The sequence below is a fragment of the Paenibacillus sp. FSL R5-0486 genome, assembly GCF_037975155.1.
Lineage (GTDB): Bacteria > Bacillota > Bacilli > Paenibacillales > Paenibacillaceae > Paenibacillus > Paenibacillus amylolyticus.
The window spans coordinates 3,200,579-3,220,088 of the sequence record NZ_CP150237.1; the positions used below are offsets into that span (position 1 = coordinate 3,200,579).

19 protein-coding genes are annotated in these 19,510 nt (G+C 43.7%); 17 read left to right on the forward strand and 2 right to left on the reverse strand.

Going from position 1 to position 19,510, the window contains the following annotated elements:
- The first annotated feature begins 93 nt into the window (after nt 1–93).
- The 4 genes from MKY01_RS14330 (at nt 94) to MKY01_RS14345 (ending at nt 2,481) form a co-directional block, all read left to right on the forward strand.
- A complete protein-coding gene (locus tag MKY01_RS14330; RefSeq protein ID WP_101314033.1) occupies nt 94–456 on the forward strand; it encodes an Asp23/Gls24 family envelope stress response protein in 363 nt (120 codons plus the stop codon).
- Nucleotides 457–488: 32 nt separating this feature from the next.
- On the forward strand, nt 489–1,097 hold the full coding sequence (locus MKY01_RS14335; RefSeq protein WP_339286752.1) for an N-acetyltransferase: 609 nt from the start codon (nt 489–491) through the stop codon (nt 1,095–1,097).
- Nucleotides 1,098–1,349: 252 nt separating this feature from the next.
- Nucleotides 1,350–1,955 carry a pentapeptide repeat-containing protein gene (locus tag MKY01_RS14340; RefSeq protein WP_036608249.1) on the forward strand — a complete coding sequence of 202 codons (606 nt, stop codon included), beginning with the start codon at nt 1,350–1,352 and terminating at the stop codon, nt 1,953–1,955.
- Between the two features lie 142 nt (nt 1,956–2,097).
- Nucleotides 2,098–2,481, forward strand: a complete 384-nt coding sequence (locus MKY01_RS14345; RefSeq protein ID WP_127545903.1) for a hypothetical protein — start codon at nt 2,098–2,100, stop codon at nt 2,479–2,481.
- 157 nt (nt 2,482–2,638) lie between these two features.
- Here the strand turns inward: MKY01_RS14345 and MKY01_RS14350 are convergent, their stop codons facing one another.
- Nucleotides 2,639–4,144, reverse strand: coding sequence for an MFS transporter (locus tag MKY01_RS14350; RefSeq protein ID WP_339286755.1), 1,506 nt, complete (start codon nt 4,142–4,144; stop codon nt 2,639–2,641).
- A gap of 138 nt (nt 4,145–4,282) precedes the next feature.
- On the opposite strand from MKY01_RS14350, the gene MKY01_RS14355 reads away from it, so the two are divergent.
- From MKY01_RS14355 to MKY01_RS14405, 11 genes are all read left to right on the forward strand, one after another.
- The gene (locus MKY01_RS14355; protein ID WP_282321534.1) at nt 4,283–5,122 is read left to right on the forward strand and encodes a MerR family transcriptional regulator; all 840 of its coding nucleotides are present in this window, start codon (nt 4,283–4,285) and stop codon (nt 5,120–5,122) included.
- A 383-nt stretch (nt 5,123–5,505) separates the two neighbouring features.
- The gene (gene abc-f / locus MKY01_RS14360) at nt 5,506–6,984 is read left to right on the forward strand and encodes an ABC-F type ribosomal protection protein (protein WP_339286758.1); all 1,479 of its coding nucleotides are present in this window, start codon (nt 5,506–5,508) and stop codon (nt 6,982–6,984) included.
- A 157-nt stretch (nt 6,985–7,141) separates the two neighbouring features.
- Nucleotides 7,142–7,708 (forward strand): helix-turn-helix domain-containing protein, encoded by a 567-nt coding sequence (locus tag MKY01_RS14365; protein WP_036608234.1) that lies wholly within the window; start codon nt 7,142–7,144, stop codon nt 7,706–7,708.
- A 243-nt stretch (nt 7,709–7,951) separates the two neighbouring features.
- Nucleotides 7,952–8,470 (forward strand): RNA polymerase sigma factor, encoded by a 519-nt coding sequence (locus tag MKY01_RS14370; protein WP_101314039.1) that lies wholly within the window; start codon nt 7,952–7,954, stop codon nt 8,468–8,470.
- Complete coding sequence (locus MKY01_RS14375; RefSeq protein ID WP_339286760.1) at nt 8,454–10,067, forward strand: DUF4179 domain-containing protein; 1,614 nt, start codon at nt 8,454–8,456, stop codon at nt 10,065–10,067. Before MKY01_RS14370 ends, MKY01_RS14375 begins: the two co-directional genes overlap by 17 nt.
- A gap of 345 nt (nt 10,068–10,412) precedes the next feature.
- On the forward strand, nt 10,413–11,567 hold the full coding sequence (locus MKY01_RS14380; RefSeq protein WP_076249421.1) for a glycosyltransferase: 1,155 nt from the start codon (nt 10,413–10,415) through the stop codon (nt 11,565–11,567).
- A 37-nt stretch (nt 11,568–11,604) separates the two neighbouring features.
- Nucleotides 11,605–12,912, forward strand: a complete 1,308-nt coding sequence (locus tag MKY01_RS14385) for an aminotransferase class III-fold pyridoxal phosphate-dependent enzyme (RefSeq protein WP_253508203.1) — start codon at nt 11,605–11,607, stop codon at nt 12,910–12,912.
- A 42-nt stretch (nt 12,913–12,954) separates the two neighbouring features.
- Entirely contained in the window at nt 12,955–13,986 is a 1,032-nt protein-coding gene (locus MKY01_RS14390; RefSeq protein ID WP_253508205.1) for an alcohol dehydrogenase catalytic domain-containing protein, read from the forward strand.
- Between the two features lie 80 nt (nt 13,987–14,066).
- Complete coding sequence (locus tag MKY01_RS14395) at nt 14,067–15,311, forward strand: MFS transporter (protein WP_253508207.1); 1,245 nt, start codon at nt 14,067–14,069, stop codon at nt 15,309–15,311.
- A 267-nt stretch (nt 15,312–15,578) separates the two neighbouring features.
- A complete protein-coding gene (locus MKY01_RS14400) occupies nt 15,579–16,172 on the forward strand; it encodes a DUF1349 domain-containing protein (RefSeq protein ID WP_127548319.1) in 594 nt (197 codons plus the stop codon).
- A gap of 39 nt (nt 16,173–16,211) precedes the next feature.
- Entirely contained in the window at nt 16,212–16,853 is a 642-nt protein-coding gene (locus MKY01_RS14405) for an HAD family hydrolase (protein ID WP_339286763.1), read from the forward strand.
- On the opposite strand, the gene MKY01_RS14410 is transcribed toward MKY01_RS14405, so the two are convergent.
- Nucleotides 16,850–17,665, reverse strand: a complete 816-nt coding sequence (locus tag MKY01_RS14410; protein ID WP_339286765.1) for an AraC family transcriptional regulator — start codon at nt 17,663–17,665, stop codon at nt 16,850–16,852. The two genes, MKY01_RS14405 and MKY01_RS14410, sit on opposite strands and share 4 nt — an antisense overlap.
- A gap of 295 nt (nt 17,666–17,960) precedes the next feature.
- Here MKY01_RS14410 and MKY01_RS14415 point away from each other — a divergent pair, with 295 nt between their 5' ends.
- Both MKY01_RS14415 and MKY01_RS14420 read left to right on the forward strand, forming a co-directional pair.
- A complete protein-coding gene (locus MKY01_RS14415) occupies nt 17,961–19,103 on the forward strand; it encodes an FAD-binding oxidoreductase (protein ID WP_339286767.1) in 1,143 nt (380 codons plus the stop codon).
- Nucleotides 19,100–19,387: a hypothetical protein gene (locus tag MKY01_RS14420; RefSeq protein WP_253508215.1), complete on the forward strand. Its 288-nt coding sequence runs from the start codon at nt 19,100–19,102 to the stop codon at nt 19,385–19,387. Before MKY01_RS14415 ends, MKY01_RS14420 begins: the two co-directional genes overlap by 4 nt.
- Nucleotides 19,388–19,510: the final 123 nt, after the last annotated feature.

Sequence of the window (19,510 nt, forward strand, 5' to 3'; positions counted from 1 at the left end):
TCAAAAGTTGAAATCGGACTCTGCATGATTTATATTTATATTAAATGATATTATTATCTATCAAAAATGCGGGTATAAAGAGGGGGACCTAGGATGTCCATTCAAAATGTTTTGGGAAAAATTCAAATATCGGATGATGTGATCTCCAAAATTGTCGGCAAGATCGCAAATACTACCAGTGAGATTTCCTCCATGTCGACAGGACTTATAGAGGGCATCACCAAAAAGTGGAGCGGGAAAAGTCTACAAAATGGCATAGATATCCGCAAGGTAGAATCAAGACTGGAGATAAACGTAAAGGTTGTCGTTTGTTATGGAACAAAAGTGCATGAAGTCTGCAGGGAATTGCAAAACAATGTGAGATTACATGTGGAACAGCTGACCGGATTAACCATTGATACGGTGAATGTGATCGTTGAGGGGTTATCATTCAACCAACCTGCTACGAGGTTTTAGTCCAATTTCAGCTACCTAGAGGAGTGACAGCGATGAATAAGATTTCCATAACAAAAGCCAGTCCACAATCATTAGTCGGCGGGCAACTAAATCAGATGGCACTTGAATATATGGCCTATTCGCTTGCAGGTACCAAGGATAAAGGCATTATAGAGAAAACTTTTAACAAGTTATGGCGTTCGAATCAGAACCGATTCAGTCACCAGTACGCTTATGAAGCCAAAAAGGATAACCAAACGCTGGGCATGATCATGTGTTATCCGACTACTATAATGAACAAACTTGCTTTGCCAACGTTCTCCAAGCTGTTTGAACTTCGGAAATGGAGCTTGATTAAGTATAATCTCCAACACTGGAAAGAGTTCTACTCCATGGTGACATTAAAAGAAGCGGAGAACGACGAGTACCACATCGGAACATTGGCTACGTTGCCTGAAAGCAGAGGACTTGGTGTAGGGACACAGCTCATTCATTTTGCTGAGGAGCAAGCTATAACACAAGGTCTGTCCAAATCTTCACTTACGGTTAAAAAGGAAAACCTACTAGCTATTAAACTCTACGAGCGTTTGGGATACCAGAGAGTAGGAGAAATCAATAAACCTTCGTTATCCCTGTACAGGATGTCCAAAAAACTGGTGTAATGCTTTCTGATAGGGATAAAACAAGCAGCTAACTGGAGAGTTTCATATATATAAGCCCACATTGGAACAGTTAAAAGTGTGAGCTGGAGGGGCGCTTTATGCGTTCCTTTTTTAGTTTTCAGATTTTACTCATAAAAAAAGTAACTTGACTTTTGCGGGTATTTAAGCAGGTACTTGACAGGGGTGTGGTATAGTATAAAAAGTTCTTTTAATGAAGAAAGACGGAGAAATATACAATGTGGGGTGTAACCAGTGTATCAATATAAGGATCAGGAATATGAAGCAGTACATTTTGAGGGACGTGACCTGCGCTATGGAGAACTCATAAGTTGTGTTTTCAAGCAGTGTACATTTATGAACGCTTCTATGGAAGAAATCGAAACGAGTAACTGTCGTTTTATCGAGTGTGACTTCAAAGGGGCTTCCATGAATGGTTCGATTCATACGGAATCGGCTTTTGAAAATTGCACCTTCGGTGGTGCAAATCTCTTTGCTTCCAAATTCAGCTCCTGCAAGATGACAGGCTCAGACTTTTCAGGTGCGCAAATGGATGGCATCACACTAAGTCACGGCGATTGGTCCTACACAAATCTGAGACATACACGATTGGGGAAACAGGATCTGCGAGGAATTCGTTTCTTCGAGGCTGACTTTACGGATACGGATTTCACCAAAGCAGATTTGAGAGACTGTGATCTTACCCGAGTTGTATTAAGTAGAGCCAAGCTTCAAGGGGCCGATCTTAGAGGGGCTAACCTGGAAGGCATCGATCTGAAATCACTGGATATCAAAGGTGTACGTTTGGATCGCGAACAAGCCGTTCTGTTTGTACGCTCGTATGGTGCGAAAGTAGACTAAGTTGAGTTGAACATACACAGCATGAAGCCGCCCTTAAGGCGGCTTTTTTGACGTTAAAGCTTTCCCATTCAAGCAAATTGGCAGGAATAAGAGATCTAAACAAGAAGTAGTTAACATAAGTTTCAACTAAAAGGAGGTTATCATGACCGTCACATTAATTATTTTTGTTGCTGTTATTGTCTTTGGGCTTACAACAGGCACGATCACTACGATTATGGCATTTAAACTGCTACGTAACAATAAAGAGAAACATCACCTTCGCAAGAGCATTCTGCTGGACGGAATTCCAACAGAAGCAATAATTCATGATATTGTACAGACATCATCCAGTATGGATGGAAGGCCTGGCGTGCGATTGGATTTGACTGTAACCCAAGTTGACGGCCGCACCTTCCCAACAATTGTAGAGACTTATATTCCAATCACACATATTCCCCATTTTCAGAAAGGAAATGTCATTAACGTAAGATACATTGCGATGGGGAATGAACGAAAAGTTGAGGTAGAGGATGCCTACCTTCCGTGAGGTGCCGCATGGTGGTAAGCTTCGGTTATCAGGCATATCAAAAACCATTACCTGAAACAACTCAGGTAGTGGTTTTTGATGTGAATTTAATTGAGTTAATCCTCTTCTTTTGACATATTTCGTATATACCTCGCTTTGTTTCATGAAATGAATTTGATTACGTTTTAACGCTGTGCTTTGGGGCTCGTTTCAACCGCACAGCAAGCCAACTCATAATCAGAGCAGCAATGAACAGAAATACGGTCACACCTGCAATGACAACAAAGAAGGATTGGTCAAATGCAGCAAAGGCGGCATTTTTGAGCGATTCAGCAGACGCAGCAGGCAAGCTTTCGGCAGCGATAAGCGCTTCATCCAAACTGTCTTTCGCATTGGCTGGCACACTAATTCCCACAGGAATCTTCATAGCGAGTGTGTAGAAAAGAGTCGACATGCTGCCGATGATCGCAATACCGGATGCTCCGCCCAGCTCATAACCCACTTCCTCAATGGAAGCGGCCATGCCCGCTTTGTGTGGTGGGGCATAACTCATAATGGAATGTGATGCAGCGGTCATCCCTGATCCAAGACCTGCACCAAGCAGTGCCAAGCCGATAATCTGCCCAGTGAACCCAGCATTGAAATACATCAGATACGTCCCCATGCCAAGGGCAGCGATGAAGAGAGTGAAGCTTTTGATATATACAACATCCACACGGTGCATAATGGCCCCCGTAACAGGTCCGGCAATGAGTGCTGCAACAGGTATGGATACGGTGAATAGTCCAGCCTGAAGCGGTGACATGCCTTCCACCAGCTGAAGCCGCTGAGTGACCATATATTGCACACCCATTTGTGCAAACAAGCCAACCAGTGCGGTAATAAAGCCGGTGCTGAATCTTGGGATTTTGAATAAGGACAGATCCAGCAGTGGATTGGGACTGTTATTCTGACGGCGAATAAAGATGATCAGGGACAGAACACCGATCACAGCAGCAATGATAGCGAGTGTGAGAGATCCTTCGCGTCTTGTGAATTCCTTAATAGAATAGATAATTCCGACCATGGCAATCATGATCTGAATGGAACTGGTGAAGTCCCACTTTTTCGAGGTATCCCCTTGATGTTTAGGGATCATTTTCAAGGCGAATACAAACGCGATAATGGCTATGGGCAGGTTAATCAGAAACACAGAGCCCCACCAGAAATGTTGAAGTAGCAGTCCACCAACAATCGGTCCCAATCCAGCACCACCTGATGCAATGGAACCCCAGATGCCGATTGCCAGTGCGAGTTCTCGCTCATTCGTAAACGTAACTCTGATAATCGACAATGTCGCTGGCATCATCATGGAGGCACCTACGGCTAGAAGAATTCTGCTCATGACCAGCATAGCCGGTACTGGAGAAAAGGCAGCAGCAAGAGAAGCAGCAGAAAAGACGAGCAAGCCCAGGGTGAATATTTTTTTATGACCAAGACGGTCCCCGAGTGTTCCCATTGCAGGAAGAAGACCCGCCATGACAAGGGAGTAACCGTTCAGAATCCATAATTTCTCCGAAGCAGATGCACCGAGATCATAGGTCAAGCTGGGTAGGGCTGTGTACAAGATGGTCATATCCATCACAATGAGTAATAGTGCACTTGAGACAATAACAAGAATCATCCAACGTTTGAATTTAGACATGTTTCCCTCCGACGATATGAATAACTTACAATTCAAGACTAAACTATCGGGTAACCCTATAGTCAAACTTTTCTTTACACACTATAATGCATTTATATTGATAAAACTTAGACTACATATGTACATGGAGGGCCATAGATGGCTGGACATCACGCACAACATTTTACCACCAGTGAATTTGCCAAGATCTGCGGAGTGACCAAACATACCTTGTTTCATTATGACGAGATTGGGCTGTTAAAGCCTGAATATACCAATGCCAAGGGCTACCGCTATTATGGTATGCAACAAACGTATGTGCTGGATGTCATACATGTGCTGAAGAAGGCAGGAAGCTCACTCCAAGAGATTAAGTCGTTTATTCAAAATCAGAATACACCATTGTTAATTGAGCTGTTTGAACAGAAATTAAAGGCACTTGAATTGGAGCAACAACGAATCAAACGTATGCAAAAGCTGCTAAGTGGTGCCATTGAAATGACGAAACAAGCCACGGATGCTTCTCCTGAAGGGCTGCATATCGAACAATGTGAGCTGGAGTATTTTATTGCTGTACAACTGGAGCAAGGGGATGGGGATAAGGAATTCTTCCGTAAGTTCATTGAATACAGGACCCATTGTGATGAACAGATGATCGACTATGAGTTTCCGGTATGGACGATCTTAACTCAGGAGCACTATGAGGCAGGAGAATACTATCCGGATTACTTTGGCAACAAAATAAAAGCTCCCATTCCAGGGGAAACGATATGGATTAAGCCAAAAGGGATGTATGCCGTCATGAATCATCGAGGTTCATACGAAAGCATGCCGGAGACGTATTCCCTCATGAAAGAGGAGATAGAAAAAGAGGGACTGCAAGTCTGTGGACATGTGTATGCACTGGACCTGCTCACTTATTTTGCAGAAAGTAACCCCGATGAGTACATCATCAAAATTTACGTAGAGGTGTGTAAGCCAGAAAACACAATGGTTTAACGGTACGAGGATGGAAGATGAGATCGAGGCTACACTGTCTTGACCCATATCGTATTCCATGTTAAGTTTTCTGTATTAAATTTTGAACTTTCAAAGGGGGGATAGAGTCATGACTGAATTAGAGGTTGTGGATGTTTATGTGGACCTGTCAACAAACATGAACAGTGGCATGGTTCACAATATGACTAATCAGAATCCGGCACTTTGTCCTCCTATGCATAGATCTACTTGGCGCTGAGTGGTTTATCGCCAGGTTTCTTTATTGTATAAGCGAATCTAAATTCTGATTATGTTCAAATATTAAAGTGAGGGAATCCATGCCATGTTCTATGGTGAAATCCCGTCAGTTTACTTTTATATTTCACATAAAAAGGATGATATGCATGTCTTTAATCAACGTTACCAACCTGACCTTTGCTTATGAAGGCAGTTACGATAATATATTTGAAAATGTTAGTTTTCAGTTGGACTCCGATTGGAAATTGGGTTTTACCGGAAGGAACGGCAGAGGCAAAACGACTTTCCTCAATCTGTTGCTTGGCAAATATGAATACAGCGGACATATCTCTGCGAATGTTAGCTTTGAATACTTTCCTTTCCAGGTAGAAAATAAGGGAGCCATGACCGTTGATGTCATCAGCGAGATTCATCCTGAATATCTACACTGGCAAGTTGTGCGGGAGTTTAACCTGTTAAAAGTGTCAGAAGATGTGTTGTATCGGCCTTTTGATACGTTATCCAACGGAGAACAAACAAAGGTGATGCTGGCTGCTTTGTTCCTGAAGGATAATCGGTTTCTGCTCATTGATGAACCTACCAATCATCTTGATCTTCATGCAAGACAAATTGTCAGTAATTATCTTGGCAGCAAGAGTGGATTTATTTTGGTATCTCACGATCGGGCGTTTCTGGATCACAGCGTGGACCATATCCTTTCCATCAATAAAAGTAACATCGAGATTCAGAAAGGCAATTTCTCCGCTTGGTGGGAAAATAAAAGAAGGCAAGATCAGTTTGAACTTGCGAGTAATGAGAAATTAATAAAGGATATCAAGCGTTTATCCGATTCAGCCAAACGGACCGGTGGATGGTCGCATGAAGTTGAAAAAACCAAAAATGGTACGAGAAATTCCGGTTCCAAGGTGGATAAAGGATATATTGGGCACAAGGCTGCCAAAATGATGAAACGTTCCAAAAATATCGAACAAAGGCAGCAATCTGCGATTCAAGAGAAATCCAAACTTCTCAAAAACATCGAGAGTGCAGAACGTTTACAGATTCATCAGCTGGATTTTCACAAGCAGGAACTTGTTGAATTGGAACATGTGTCGATATCATACGGCTCCAATACGGTGTGTAAGAATGTCAGTATCACGGTTGAAAACGGGGGTCGTATTGCCCTGTACGGTAAAAATGGATCTGGCAAATCAAGCATTCTTAAACTGATCTGTGGTGAAGATATCCCTTATACAGGTCTTTTCCGAAAGGATCATCAGCTTAAAATCTCGTATGTGTCGCAGGACACGTCCGATCTCGGAGGGCATTTATCTGAGTATGCGGCCACACAGGGGATTGATGAAAGCCTGTTTAAATCGATACTTCGAAAGTTGGATTTTTCCAGACTGCAATTGGAGAAAGATATCTCAACGTTTAGCGCAGGTCAAAAAAAGAAAGTGCTCATCGCTAAAAGTCTTAGTGAGAAAGCTCATCTGCATATTTGGGATGAACCACTCAACTTTGTAGATGTCATTTCACGTATGCAGATCGAAGACTTATTGCTGGAATACTCGCCAACCCTGCTTTTTGTAGAGCATGATCGTGAATTTTGTGCAAATATTGCAACGAGAATCATCGAACTATAAGTACGTATGAGATAAAAGATGACCATGTTAAGAGCCGCCAAATGGCGGCTTTTAGTATTACTCGTGAGGAAGTATGCTATAATTTTATAATCTCATCCAATCATTTGATGGATGACTAGATCAATTGTAGACTAATTCGCCAAGAGGTGTAATACCAATGAAAAAGGAAATGACAACAATCAAACAAACCAGGCTCCATTCCATTTTGGACGAGGCCACCAAATTGCTGATTGAAAAACCGAATGCTTCCATGAATGAAATTGCGGAATCTGCAAAAATCGGAATCGCTACGTTACATCGATACGTGGAAAGCCGCGAACAGCTTATGGTATATCTCGGATTACGCGCAATCGAGGTGGTCAGTGAGACCATGAAAGAAATCCAACTGGATGAGGAGCATTGTGAAAAGTACATACCTGAGCTGATCGAGGCGCTGATTCCATTAGGCGACAAAATTTATTTTCTGGCTCATGACACCACCATTAACTATAATCCCGAGATTGAGGGAGCAGATCTGAAACTGAGAGAACCTGTATTACACGCGGTCGGTCTGTTACAACAGAAAGGTTATTTCCGCTCCGATCTCGATAAAACCTGGATTGTCGATGTGTTGTATTCCATCATGTTCCTGACGTGGCAGCAGGTTGTAAGTGGTCATATCGCGAGAAAAGCAGCCCCTGCGCTTGTGGTGGATACGTTTTATCATGGATTTAAGCAGAGATGAAAATAGGGGTGAGATTAACTCAACAGCATCAGCTCGTTACTCGATGACCAAATGATTTCATAAAGTCGCTAATTTAGCGGCTTTTTTTGCTTGTTTACATGTATATAGACCTGTTCAAGCAGAGACATTGAACTAATCTATTCTAGGTATCCGAGAACTTAGCAAAACCAACTATAAACAAAATGAACGATTACATAACATTATTTGTCTTATTAATGAGAACACGGCAAAGGGGGGGATAGAATGACTGACAGAGAAATTTTTGAATTGTACAAAGAGCAAGTTTATTACTTCTGTTATTATCTGATGAAGAATCAAGCAGATGCCGAGGACATTTGCCAAGAAGTATTTGTCAAAGTTATTTTGGCTGACAGAACTAAGGTAAGGAATATGAAATCATGGATATTGCGAATTGCTTCAAATGAGTGTCATAACGTTATGAGAAGACGGAAATCTGGATGGTTGAAAGAAATGCGGCATTATTTGTTGTCCAAATCCCAGAGTTATAACCCTGTGGAAGAGGGTGTGTACCATAGGGAAACAAAAGAAGAGCTACGAGGATTATATAGTGGGCTTCCTGACAAGATTAGGATGGTTGTTGTCCTTCGATTTATCAATGATTTGACTGTACCTGAGATATCTAAAGTTATGAACATACCTGAAGGGACTGCAAAATCCAGATTAAACAAAGGGTTAAAACTTCTCAATAAAATGGTTGAACCTCAACTAAAGGAGATGAGTAATAATGAATCAGTATTCTAATAAGGAAAAAAACATATCTCCTCCGGATTATGACTTGATGTGGACAACCATTGAAAAAGAAGCACATAAACGACGAGTCAATCTGAATTCTTCACAAAAGCCTGCTGGATATCGAGCTAAAGCAATTCCTATAAGCATCATTTTTACTTTTTTCTTACTTGTTGCTATTCCTGTATTCGCCAGTATGACGATTGATTGGGATCGAATCGGAGGCCGGGGCGTTGCAAGCGCAATAAATAATGGTATCGGTCAGCAATATGATCTTCAGTCCGCTAGTTCAGGTGTGACAATGAATTTAAGCGGTGTTGTAACAGATGGAGAAAAAATGAAAATGCTCATATCTCTGGACACATCAATCGATCTTTCTCCATATAGTGAATTTGCGACTGAGGAAAATACTATAATAGGAGAATCCGATGCGAGAGCGAACGTATATGGTTATTTGGGGCACGATCCTGATAGTCAGAAACTCATTGGGATCTATGAAACAGCTGATACTTTAAAAGGTGGTACCAAAGAGTTTACATTCGAAGCAAAGAATCTTATCCTTTATCGGGATAGGGATATTTTCCTGAAATCTAATCAACATACTGGAGAATCAATGGTTACTGGTGTTTCACAGTTTCCGGCGATTCATATTGAATCGGTTAGACATGCAGATAATCAAACGGTCATCCGTTATAAAGTCGAGGTAGCAGCATCAGATTTGGAAAGCGTCAAACCTCACTTGAGAGTTCATACCGGGTCCCAGGTTGTAGATGCTATTCCGACCATCTTGCCTAACGAAGAAAAAGGATTGTTGATTGAACAGGTATTTGATATATCGGAAGCGGATTGGGCGAATGCGAACCTTCATTTCAATTATGTTGAAGCAGCAAAACGATTGACAGGTACTTGGAAATTCGATTTTGTCGCAAATGGGAAAAAAGCAAGTGAGGCGATATATACGAAAAAACTGTATACCAATCCTGAATTCCAAGCAAAAACCGGTGTTACTTTAGATCAACTTGTGATTACTCCATTGAATCTTCAGATTTTAATTGATGAAGAAGGTTCATATACAGAAGGTATTGTTCAATATAAATCGATTCAGATGATTATAGATGATAAAACAATCACAGGGGTGCAAGCCACGAAAGGGGGGCGTTCTGAAAATAATCAGCAATTGTTTGATTTTGAATCTCCTGAGTGGTATCAAAACTGGTCTGATGTTCCAATGAAACTCATCTTAAAAGATGCCATTGTTCAGAAACGAGATACAACTAAAAACTGGATTCATTTAAATGAACCCAAGAAACAAAAGCAATACACCAAACTCACTGTCGATGGACTTGAAATACAATTTTCTTATTATAGGGATGGGGAGAAATTAATTGTAGAGTCATATTCCCAAACGCCTAGTTTCAGAGGTATTAACCAAACAATGCTTCGGATCAATGGCAAAGAAGTCGTTCCTGAAATTAACCCCCAAGGGATGACACCTGCAAAAATTCATATAGATACCTACAAAGATATTCCATTTGATGGACATATTGAACTGAATCCGGGCATCTATAAATACAGCGATCCGGACAAAAATGTAGAGATTCAACTGTAGATAAAGTAATTCATAATTTGAGCTTGATGAACAATATAACACCTTCAGAGAGAATCCGTTACATGAGGAACGGAGACTCTTTGAGGGTGTTTTTTTGCGTTCACAAAAGCGTTTCTCAGTGCGCAAGCTGCAAAAACTTGATTTTCTCACATATTCAAATATTAACAGAGTTCAGAATTTAAGATTTTCAGTTTACAAAAAATGATATAAATTTCTAGTAGATTCAAATCATTACCAAATAAAGACAAAATATTCAAGTGAGGGGGCCGGACAGAAACACCAGCAATTGTGCAGTTCGAATCAGCTTATGTACTCATTCCATCAACCCAAATCAGGAGGGATTCCATGCTTTACACCATTATTGTGCCAGTCAACCAGGACTATAACATTTTGAACCTGTTCACAGATTCGCTACTCCGGACGGTAAGCCCATCCACTCAGATTATTTTCATCAACGATGGTTCCGGCTCAGCAGTCTTTCAACATCTGGATAAACTGAAGCAAGAAGTAAGAGAAGGTGTGACCATCGAGATTCTTCAGCATGATTTTCCACTCGGTTGCGCCGTCTCGATTAATAGCGCACTGAGCCTAGCCAAGGGAGAGTACATTTTCTTCCTGGATTCTGACACCATTCTTCAACCGAACTGGCAACCGATGATGAAAGAGACACTGGATAGCGATATTACGATTGGCATGATTGGGGGCGTTCTGTTGTATCCGCAAACAGGAGGCGTGCAGCATTGCGGCATTGCTTTTGCGGACACCATCGGCCGACACCTGTTCCTGAACGCATCTCCTGATGATATCCCAAAAGAAACCTTCTCTGTTCAACTGGTGGTGTTTGCCATGTTTGGCATGAAGCGGGAGGTGTATGAGACCATCGGCAACCTCGATGAGAAATTCTTTAACGGATACGAGGACTTTGATTATCAGATGCGGGCACGAGCTGCCGGATACGATACAGTCATTAATCCGAATATTCAAGCATATCACTGGGAACGCAGCAGCGGCATTCACCGCAACTTCAACCGGAAGAACAATCTGGCACGATTCTGGAAAAAGTGGGGCGGTCAAATCGAGGCTGATGTGTGGCCATTCGTTTTCAGTCATCTGAAAGCACAGCTGGAAAGCCAAGAGGAATACCAGCATCTGCCGATTGTCGGGATTGACCTTGCCGAGGTTCGAAGTGATGCCGATACATTCTGGAACAAGCTGGAGGAAGCCGAATTTGCAAATGTAGCCGAAGTACGGGACTATTCAAACCGCTTTAATTCCAACGGGGCCATCTGGCTGCCACAGGTACTGGGCAAGGAATTGATTCATAGTGAGAACCGGTTACTGTTTTTGGTGGACAATTTCGCCCGTTTGCTGGAGAACCGCTACTGGATTGAGATGAGACATGCTCATCGAGCCAAGGATCTGATCATCGATCTGTATGGCAATGTGATCACGATGGATCGCATATACGATGGATGCTGGCCTGGAACCAAAGTTCGGTAATTCACTCACAACGAAAATAAACAGGGAGGTACTTAAGGTGAAAGAAAAAGAGAGCACGCTCGATCGTGCCGTACGATTTACCCGGAATCTGGAGTGGTTGGAACAAGTCGAAAAGGTAATTCCGAGCGGATGCAGCACTTTAGCCAAAGCACCTGAACGTTTATTTCCCGGGCATACACCCGTATGTTGTGCAGAGGCTTACAAATCCCGATTTACAGATATCGACGGGAATGAATGGCTGGATTGCGAAATGGCCATGGGTACGGCGCCATGGGGCCATGCCAGACATGAAGTCCAACTAACCGTCATTCACCAGTTGAAAAAAGGGACAAGCTTTTCTTTACCTGCCGACATCGAGCTTGAATGTGCCGAGTTGATTCTGGAGCGGTTCGAGGGGCGTTATCCATCGCTGCGCTTCACCAAGAGTGGTGCCGATGCAGTGAGTGGGGCCGTGCGTCTGGCCCGTGCCGCTAGTGGCAAAAGCAAGGTTATTGCGACAGCTTATCATGGGTGGCACGACTGGTCTGCCTACGGTTATTATGGTGGCCAGACAAAAGAACGTGGCATACCGGTGGATATCGAGCGTTCAACGATCTGGGTTAACAAGCCTACTACGGAGCGAATTGAGGCTCAGATTACCGCGTCTCCCGAGGATATCGCATGTATTGTTCTATGCCCCAACGAGTGGAAAAAGGACGCGCTGGAGCAAGCCGTAAACCTATGTCGGTCTCTGGACATCATTATCATATTCGATGAGGTAACTTCCGGTATTCGAATGGGCAAGCAGGCTACAGCAGGAGAATATGACATCTGGCCTGATCTGCTCTGTATCTCTAAAGGTATGGCCAACGGTTTACCGCTCGCAGCGGTTATGGGGCCTGAGCACTTGATGTCTTTGTCAGGACAGGTCAGATTCAGTAATGCCCATTCCAGTGAAACGACAGCGCTCGCAGCAGCCATTGCCTGTGAACGATTAATGAAAAATGCGAAAGTATGGCCGACTTGGCGTGATCCGGCAACCCGGATCATGGATCGTCTGGAATCTGAACTTGTATTACTCGGATTGACGGATCAATTGGAAGTGAGAGGGACGTATGCAAGCTTCTGCATTCAATCCCTGGCTGAAGATAACTTCCAGACAGACCCTTTCCGCGAGTTCATGGTGAAGAGAATGGCTCACTTCGGCATTTTCACCAAGGGTTACTTTATTTTCTCTGATGCCCATACACGGGAAGAATTGCTGTGGGTCGAGGAAGCGCTGCTACAGATCCTGTCAGACTGGAAAGAGATTCAGAAGCAGGAACATCTTCATGCGATGCAACTTTCGAAAACGTTTGAAGCTTAATCCATAGATCATAATCGACAATCGACTAGGAGGAATTATTCAATGAAAGCACTCGTATATCAGGATCTCAAACAGGTGACTTACCAGGAGATTGAGGAGCCAACCATTCAAAAGCCAAACCAGGTAAAAATTAAAATTTATGGTTCCGGCATCTGCGGGACAGATCTGAATATTGTCAAAGGCAAAGTGCCAGCAAATAAAGGAACGATCATTGGTCATGAAGGTGTAGGCACAGTGGTTGAGGTGGGCGACGACGTTCGTGGTTTCAAGATCGGTGATCGAGTATTGGTTGATCCCACGCAATCTTGCGGTACCTGCTCATACTGCCGTGAGGGTCTGTTCATCTACTGCGAGAATTTTGATGACTATCAAGTAGGGATGACGACGCACGGAACCTTTGCTGAATATTTTGTTGGGGACGAAAAGTATATCTATGCCATTCCGGATTCCATGAGTTGGGAAACGGCCATGATGATCGAACCACTGGGATGTGTACTTCAGACGTTCATGAAAGCAGGGACTAAGCCAAGTGACTCTGTACTGGTCCTCGGTTCTGGAGCAATCGGTTCCCTGTGTCAGCTAGTTAGCAAACGATTGGCAAGGCTTACCGTAGGCACGGAAGTTGATCCATACCGCAAAGAGTTCGCTTCAGGGATCGCGGATCATGTGTTCTATCCTCATGATCTGACACTGGATAAAGTATACGAGATCAATAATAACAAAAAGTTTGATATTGTAGTGGACGCGGTTGGTAACCAGCTTCATGTAGGATTTGAGCTGATTGCCAAAGGCGGCAAAATTATTCCTATGGGATATGACGACAGCTATGAGGTGACGTTCAAATCAACAGCCGTGATTAATGATGGTATTAGTATCATCGGTGCAGTTGCTAATCACTCGATGATCAGTACGGCACTGAAATTTGCCCAAAGCATTCCGGAACTGGAACAGATGGTGACAGCCAAGGAACTGCTAAGTGATTATGAACAGGCCTTTAATGGAACGATTGGTTATGACATGCATACTGGAGAGAAGTTACCGATGAATTCGGTCAAAACAGCTCTTATCCTATAAGCATGTAGACATTAGCGGGTTTGCCGCTGCGAGAAGTTTGAATTCGCAGCGGTGAAAACCGCAGAAGGAAGGGATATCGATTGAAATTGCTTCAAGATTTGCCGAAGAATCCACGCTACTCCATTTTACTTGAACCGGTATGGGCCATTCCGGGCACGATCGTTCTCTTTTACGCTCCTTTATATATGAAGGAAGCCGGACTTTCGGACATAGAAATCGGTTTAATCAATTCGGTGAATCTTTATTTTGCCTTTATCTTTCAATTGTTTGCAGGTTCCATTACGAATAAGCTGGGTCGGAAACGAACAACGCTGATCTTTGATCTGCTTGCCTGGAGTGTTCCCATGTTCATCTGGGCCTTCTCCCAGAACTTCTGGCTGTTCCTGATCGCTTATTTACTGAATGCAACATCCAAGTTTGTAACGGTCGCCTTTAACTGTCTGATCATAGAGGATGTGGAGGAACACAAACGATCGAAGGTGTTTGCCATTCTCAACATGATTATTACAGGGGCTGGGGTACTCACGCCGATTGCCGGGGTGGTCATTGCTGATTATGGTATTGTGCCTACACTCGCCACTATTTACTTTGTCGGAGGCATCCTCATGACCGCCATGTTTTTCATTCGTAACCGATACACGGATGAGACCGAGGTCGGCAAGGAACTTATGGGATTGCATAGTAAAACCCGCGTGCTTCAGAGCTTGGGTTCCAGTCTGCGCCTGTTTGGAAAATCGTTCTACAAACGGAGACTTTTTCCGATTATTCTGATCACGGTGTTATCCAATCTGATTTTACAGCTGAATTTCTTCCAGGTCATTTTCTTCAAGGAACAGTTGAAATTTGATGACCGTGTTATTTCGTTTATCCCAGTAGTGACTGCGGTAACCGTCATGCTGCTCTATCTGGTCATCATTCCGCGATTGAAAAGGCGTTCGGAAGAAAAGTATGTTGGTTTTTCCATCGTGCTTAGCACGGCCGGAGCCATTCTGTTTCTGTTGATCCCTGTGGGGAATATAGGGATGTTGTTTCTCACGCTAATCGTGCTCGCTGCGGGTAACTTCATTTTGCAGACGTACCGGGATTCCCTGCTGATGAACCGATTGGGTACGCATGAGAAAGCCGATATGTTCTCGGCCGTGCAGACCGTCATGACGCTTACAGCCATTCCATCCGGTTACCTGACGGGCCTGCTCTACCATCACAATCCAACACTGTTATTCAGCGTCATTCTTGGTCTATATGTTGTACTCATGGTCATTATGTTTTTCCTGCCAGATCCACAAAAGCACTCCCAAGTGCTGGAGACTTACAAAAATATGTAGAAAAAGGGGTTTACTGTATCTGGAGCGAATATGTAGTACAGAAAAAAACTAGTAAATGCATGTTCAAAAAGAGCGGTTTTCAGTACCAAGAAGATGGGATGAAGCTAGAAATGGAGTAGCGGAGCGTAGGAAAACTACGTGAGCAACGGACATTTCGGCTGAATGCCATATTCGATGCTGATGATGCCACTAGGCATCCTTCGTAATCAAAAGCGGACTTTTTGAACAACCTCTAGAACATATTTTAACTTGGGAGGCTGCTAACAAATGACTAACGTAATGACAACAGAAGCGCGGAAGCAATGGAGCTGGATGAACGAACCCGAAAGCTGGTCCTATACCGATCAGGGAGGTGTGCTGGTGGAAGCGAAGGCGGACACCGACTTTTTCCAAGACCCTGCGGGCAAGCACATTCGTGCAACCGCACCATTTCTGTCCATGCCTGTGCCTGGCGATTTCGAAATCACAACCCAATTAACCGTTGATATGAAAAATCAATATGATTCCGGATGCCTGATGGTGATGGCGGATGATCGTAACTGGTGCAAAATTTGTTTTGAATATGATGGAAAAGCGCCTACCATCGTGTCGGTGGTGACACGTGATGGTTCATCCGATGATTGTAATTCGGTTGAAGTCTCCGTGCCTAATCCCTATCTGCGTATACGCAAAGTAGAGGGTTGCATATCATTCTTTTATTCACCTGATGGGGATGAGTGGAAACTAATTCGTTATTTCGGCATGCCGATACAAGGGGAACTTCGAGCTGGATTAGTTGTTCAGTCGCCAACTGGAACGGGCTGTACGTGTCACTTTTTATCGGTGAACGTTACTCATCCGGACTTGACCGCACGTTTCTAATCCGCTCCCCTGGCCGATCACTGGAGGGAGAACAGGTTCATGGTAAAAGCATTTATATTTGATTTTGATGGACTCATTGTTGATACAGAGACACCTTGGTATTATGCGTTTCGCGATATTTATGAAGAGCACGGAGTGGAACTTGGTCTGGAGCTATGGTCGAAAAATGTGGGGACATCCTTTGAGGAATTTCATCCATTTCTGTATCTGGAGCAAGCGCTCCAAAAAAAGATAGATCATGATCATATCAAATTGCTCTCTGAACAAAAATACGAAGTCTATTTGGGACAGGCCGCCATTCTTCCAGGGGTGTATGAATTGCTTCAGTCTGCGAGGGAAAAGGGGATTCAGCTTGCGGTTGCTTCCAGCTCCACACGGGACTGGGTGCATGGTTACTTGCAGAAATTAGACATTTTAGATTATTTCACAGTCGTTCATACATCCGAGGATGTGAAGCGAGTGAAACCGGACCCTGAATTGTACCTTCTTGCTCTCCAGAGTCTTGGGATCGAGGCTTCCGAAGCGATTGTGTTCGAAGACTCACCTAATGGCTTGAAGGCAGCCAATGCAGCAGGTATTCGGTGTATCATCGTACCTAACGAGGTAACGCGTGGTCTGGAATTCGCCATGCATGAACTGCGGTTATCCTCGCTGGCCGAGATCGATATGGAGGCGCTTTAATCCAGATACTGCTTGCGTAGCTCGATAGGGGAGATCCCTTCGTATTTTTTGAACACTGACCCAAAGTAACTGGCACTGTTGAAACCAACAGCTTTGGCTATTTCATGAGCGGTCGTAGCGTTATTTTCGATGAGCATTTCCTTGGCTTTCAACAACCGATATCGCATCAGATACTCCAATGGAGTCATTTGAAATTCTTTTTTGAATATCCGATTGAGGTGCTGCTCGGTAACGTCCATCTGCTCAGCCAACAAGGGGAGAGAAATATCCTCATGATAATTTTGTTTGATAAAAGTAATGAGTTCATCCAATCTTAATCGGGCATCAGAACGTTCGTAAGCACTATAGCGTTCACCTTCAATGGTTAATCTGACCAAAAGCATGTACAGTAATGCGGATACGTGCCAGATCTGATCCTTGTGCCGGGACTGCAGCGCCAACGTAATTTCACGCAACAGGATATGAAGCATTCCATCCGGCTTGAAGGCGCGCAGCTCCCCGATCTGCAAGGTATGCAAGAACCGTGGCAATAAATAGCCATTGAAAGACAGACAATCAAATCGTAATGAATCACTCAGATTGTGGTAACGGTAGGTTACCTCCGGGAACAAAATGAGAGCGGTCCCTTTTTTGATCGAAAATTCATGATTCTTTGCTGCGATTCGCCCTGTTCCTCCGATGCACTGTACAATGCTGTAATCCCGCGAATGGTCGCTCCAATTCATCAATTCATCAACGGTCAACTGGTTTTGCCCTGTAATCATGAGCGGCATATCGGTATCCAGCGGATTCCCCATACTAGGTTTCGGCATCGTCGTGTTATTCCTCTTTTCGTTAAAGGATCATGTGCGTAAGTGGCGTGGTTACAGCGTTAAAAGAAACCTAGAAAGAATTATATTACATAAATGGAATAATTTTAATTGAATGACAGGTAATATATAAAACGTTTTCATATAAATGCTTCAACGATTATTAATTGGATGAATGAGTATGAACTGTAGTCTGATCAGCCTCTATTTATGGATCTAAAAGTACGCCTGCCTTGCCAACAGAATGCGAAACGGTATACGCTATAACGAATGAGTGATTAAGGAAAGGGATGCAAACATGAAGAAAGTCATCGTAGTCGGATCGGGTATTCTGGGGGCATCAACAGCCTATCAATTAGCCAAACATGGCGCAGAGGTCATCATCGTAGATCGAAAAGATATAGGACAGGCAACGGATGCAGCTGCCGGTATCATCTGTCCATGGCTGTCACAGCGTCGCAATCAGGACTGGTATCAGCTCGCCAAGGCTGGTGCGCGGTTCTATCCGGGCATCATAGCGGAGCTTAAAGCCGAAGGAGAAACGGAAACCGGTTATGCTCAAGTGGGCGCGCTTAGTATTCATACGGACGTGGACAAAATCAACAAGATGGAAGAGCGGGCCCATCTTCGCAAAACAGATGCACCGGAGATTGGTGACATTACACCTCTTGATGAAAAAGAAACCCGTGAACGTTTTCCATTGCTGGATGAACGTTATCAATCGGTACATATCAGTGGTGCTGCACGTATAGATGGAAGGGCGCTGCGCGATGCATTGATCCGGTCTGCACAGCGAAATGGAGCGGAAGTGATCCATGGAGACGCCACGCTTCAATTCGAAGCGGATCGGGTCATTGGTGTGAGTGTTAATGATCAGCGTTTCCTGGCAGATGAAGTCGTTGTCTGTGCAGGTGCATGGGCCAACGAACTGCTGAAGCCACTCGGCATACACTTTAAAGTGCATTATCAAAAGGCACAAATTATGCATCTACATGTCACGGATGGGGAGGATACAGGCCGCTGGCCTGTGATCATGCCACCTTCTGATCAATATCTGCTGGCCTTTGATCAACAGAAGATCGTGATTGGTGCCACTCATGAAAATGATGTGGAGGGTTATGATACAAGAGTAACTGCAGGGGGCATGCAGGAAGTTTTGAATAAAGGTCTGGAACTGGCGCCGGGGCTAGCCAATAGCACATTCCAGGAGGTAAGAGTTGGGTTCCGTCCGTTCACACCTGGCTTTCTGCCAGTAATGGGGGCTGTCCCAGGCTGGCAAGGTCTGATTACCGCGAATGGACTTGGAGCCTCTGGATTGACCATGGGTCCTTTTATCGGGAGTCAACTGGCGAAACTAGCTCTCGGCATGGAGCTGGATATCGATATTGAGCCCTACACTGTTGGCAAAGCAATGGATGAAATTGAAAGAGGTGAGTCATGACATATTCACAACGTGTATCCGATGGAGCGAACTCGTCCGACATCATATATTTGGAGCATCAGATCGGTACGACAAAAGAAAAACTGCGAATGGCTTTGGAGAAACAAGAAACATACAAAAGCGAATTGTCGGAATTGAAGTCATCACCAATCAGGAATGCATCCGAAGACAATTCTGAAGAGCAAGTCTTAATGGAGAAGGCAAGCCAAACGAAGAACTTGATTGAAACCCTGTCTGAACAACTGGAGCAACTACAGGAAGCATTGGCGAAACTAGGCGATTGATCGGCTCGTATGGCTTATCTCACTGAGACATCGACAGAAATAATATACGATACGTATAAAACGAAAACCCCTTATATTAAGGGGTTTTTCTGATTTAGTTCAAATGGTTTATATCAATAAATG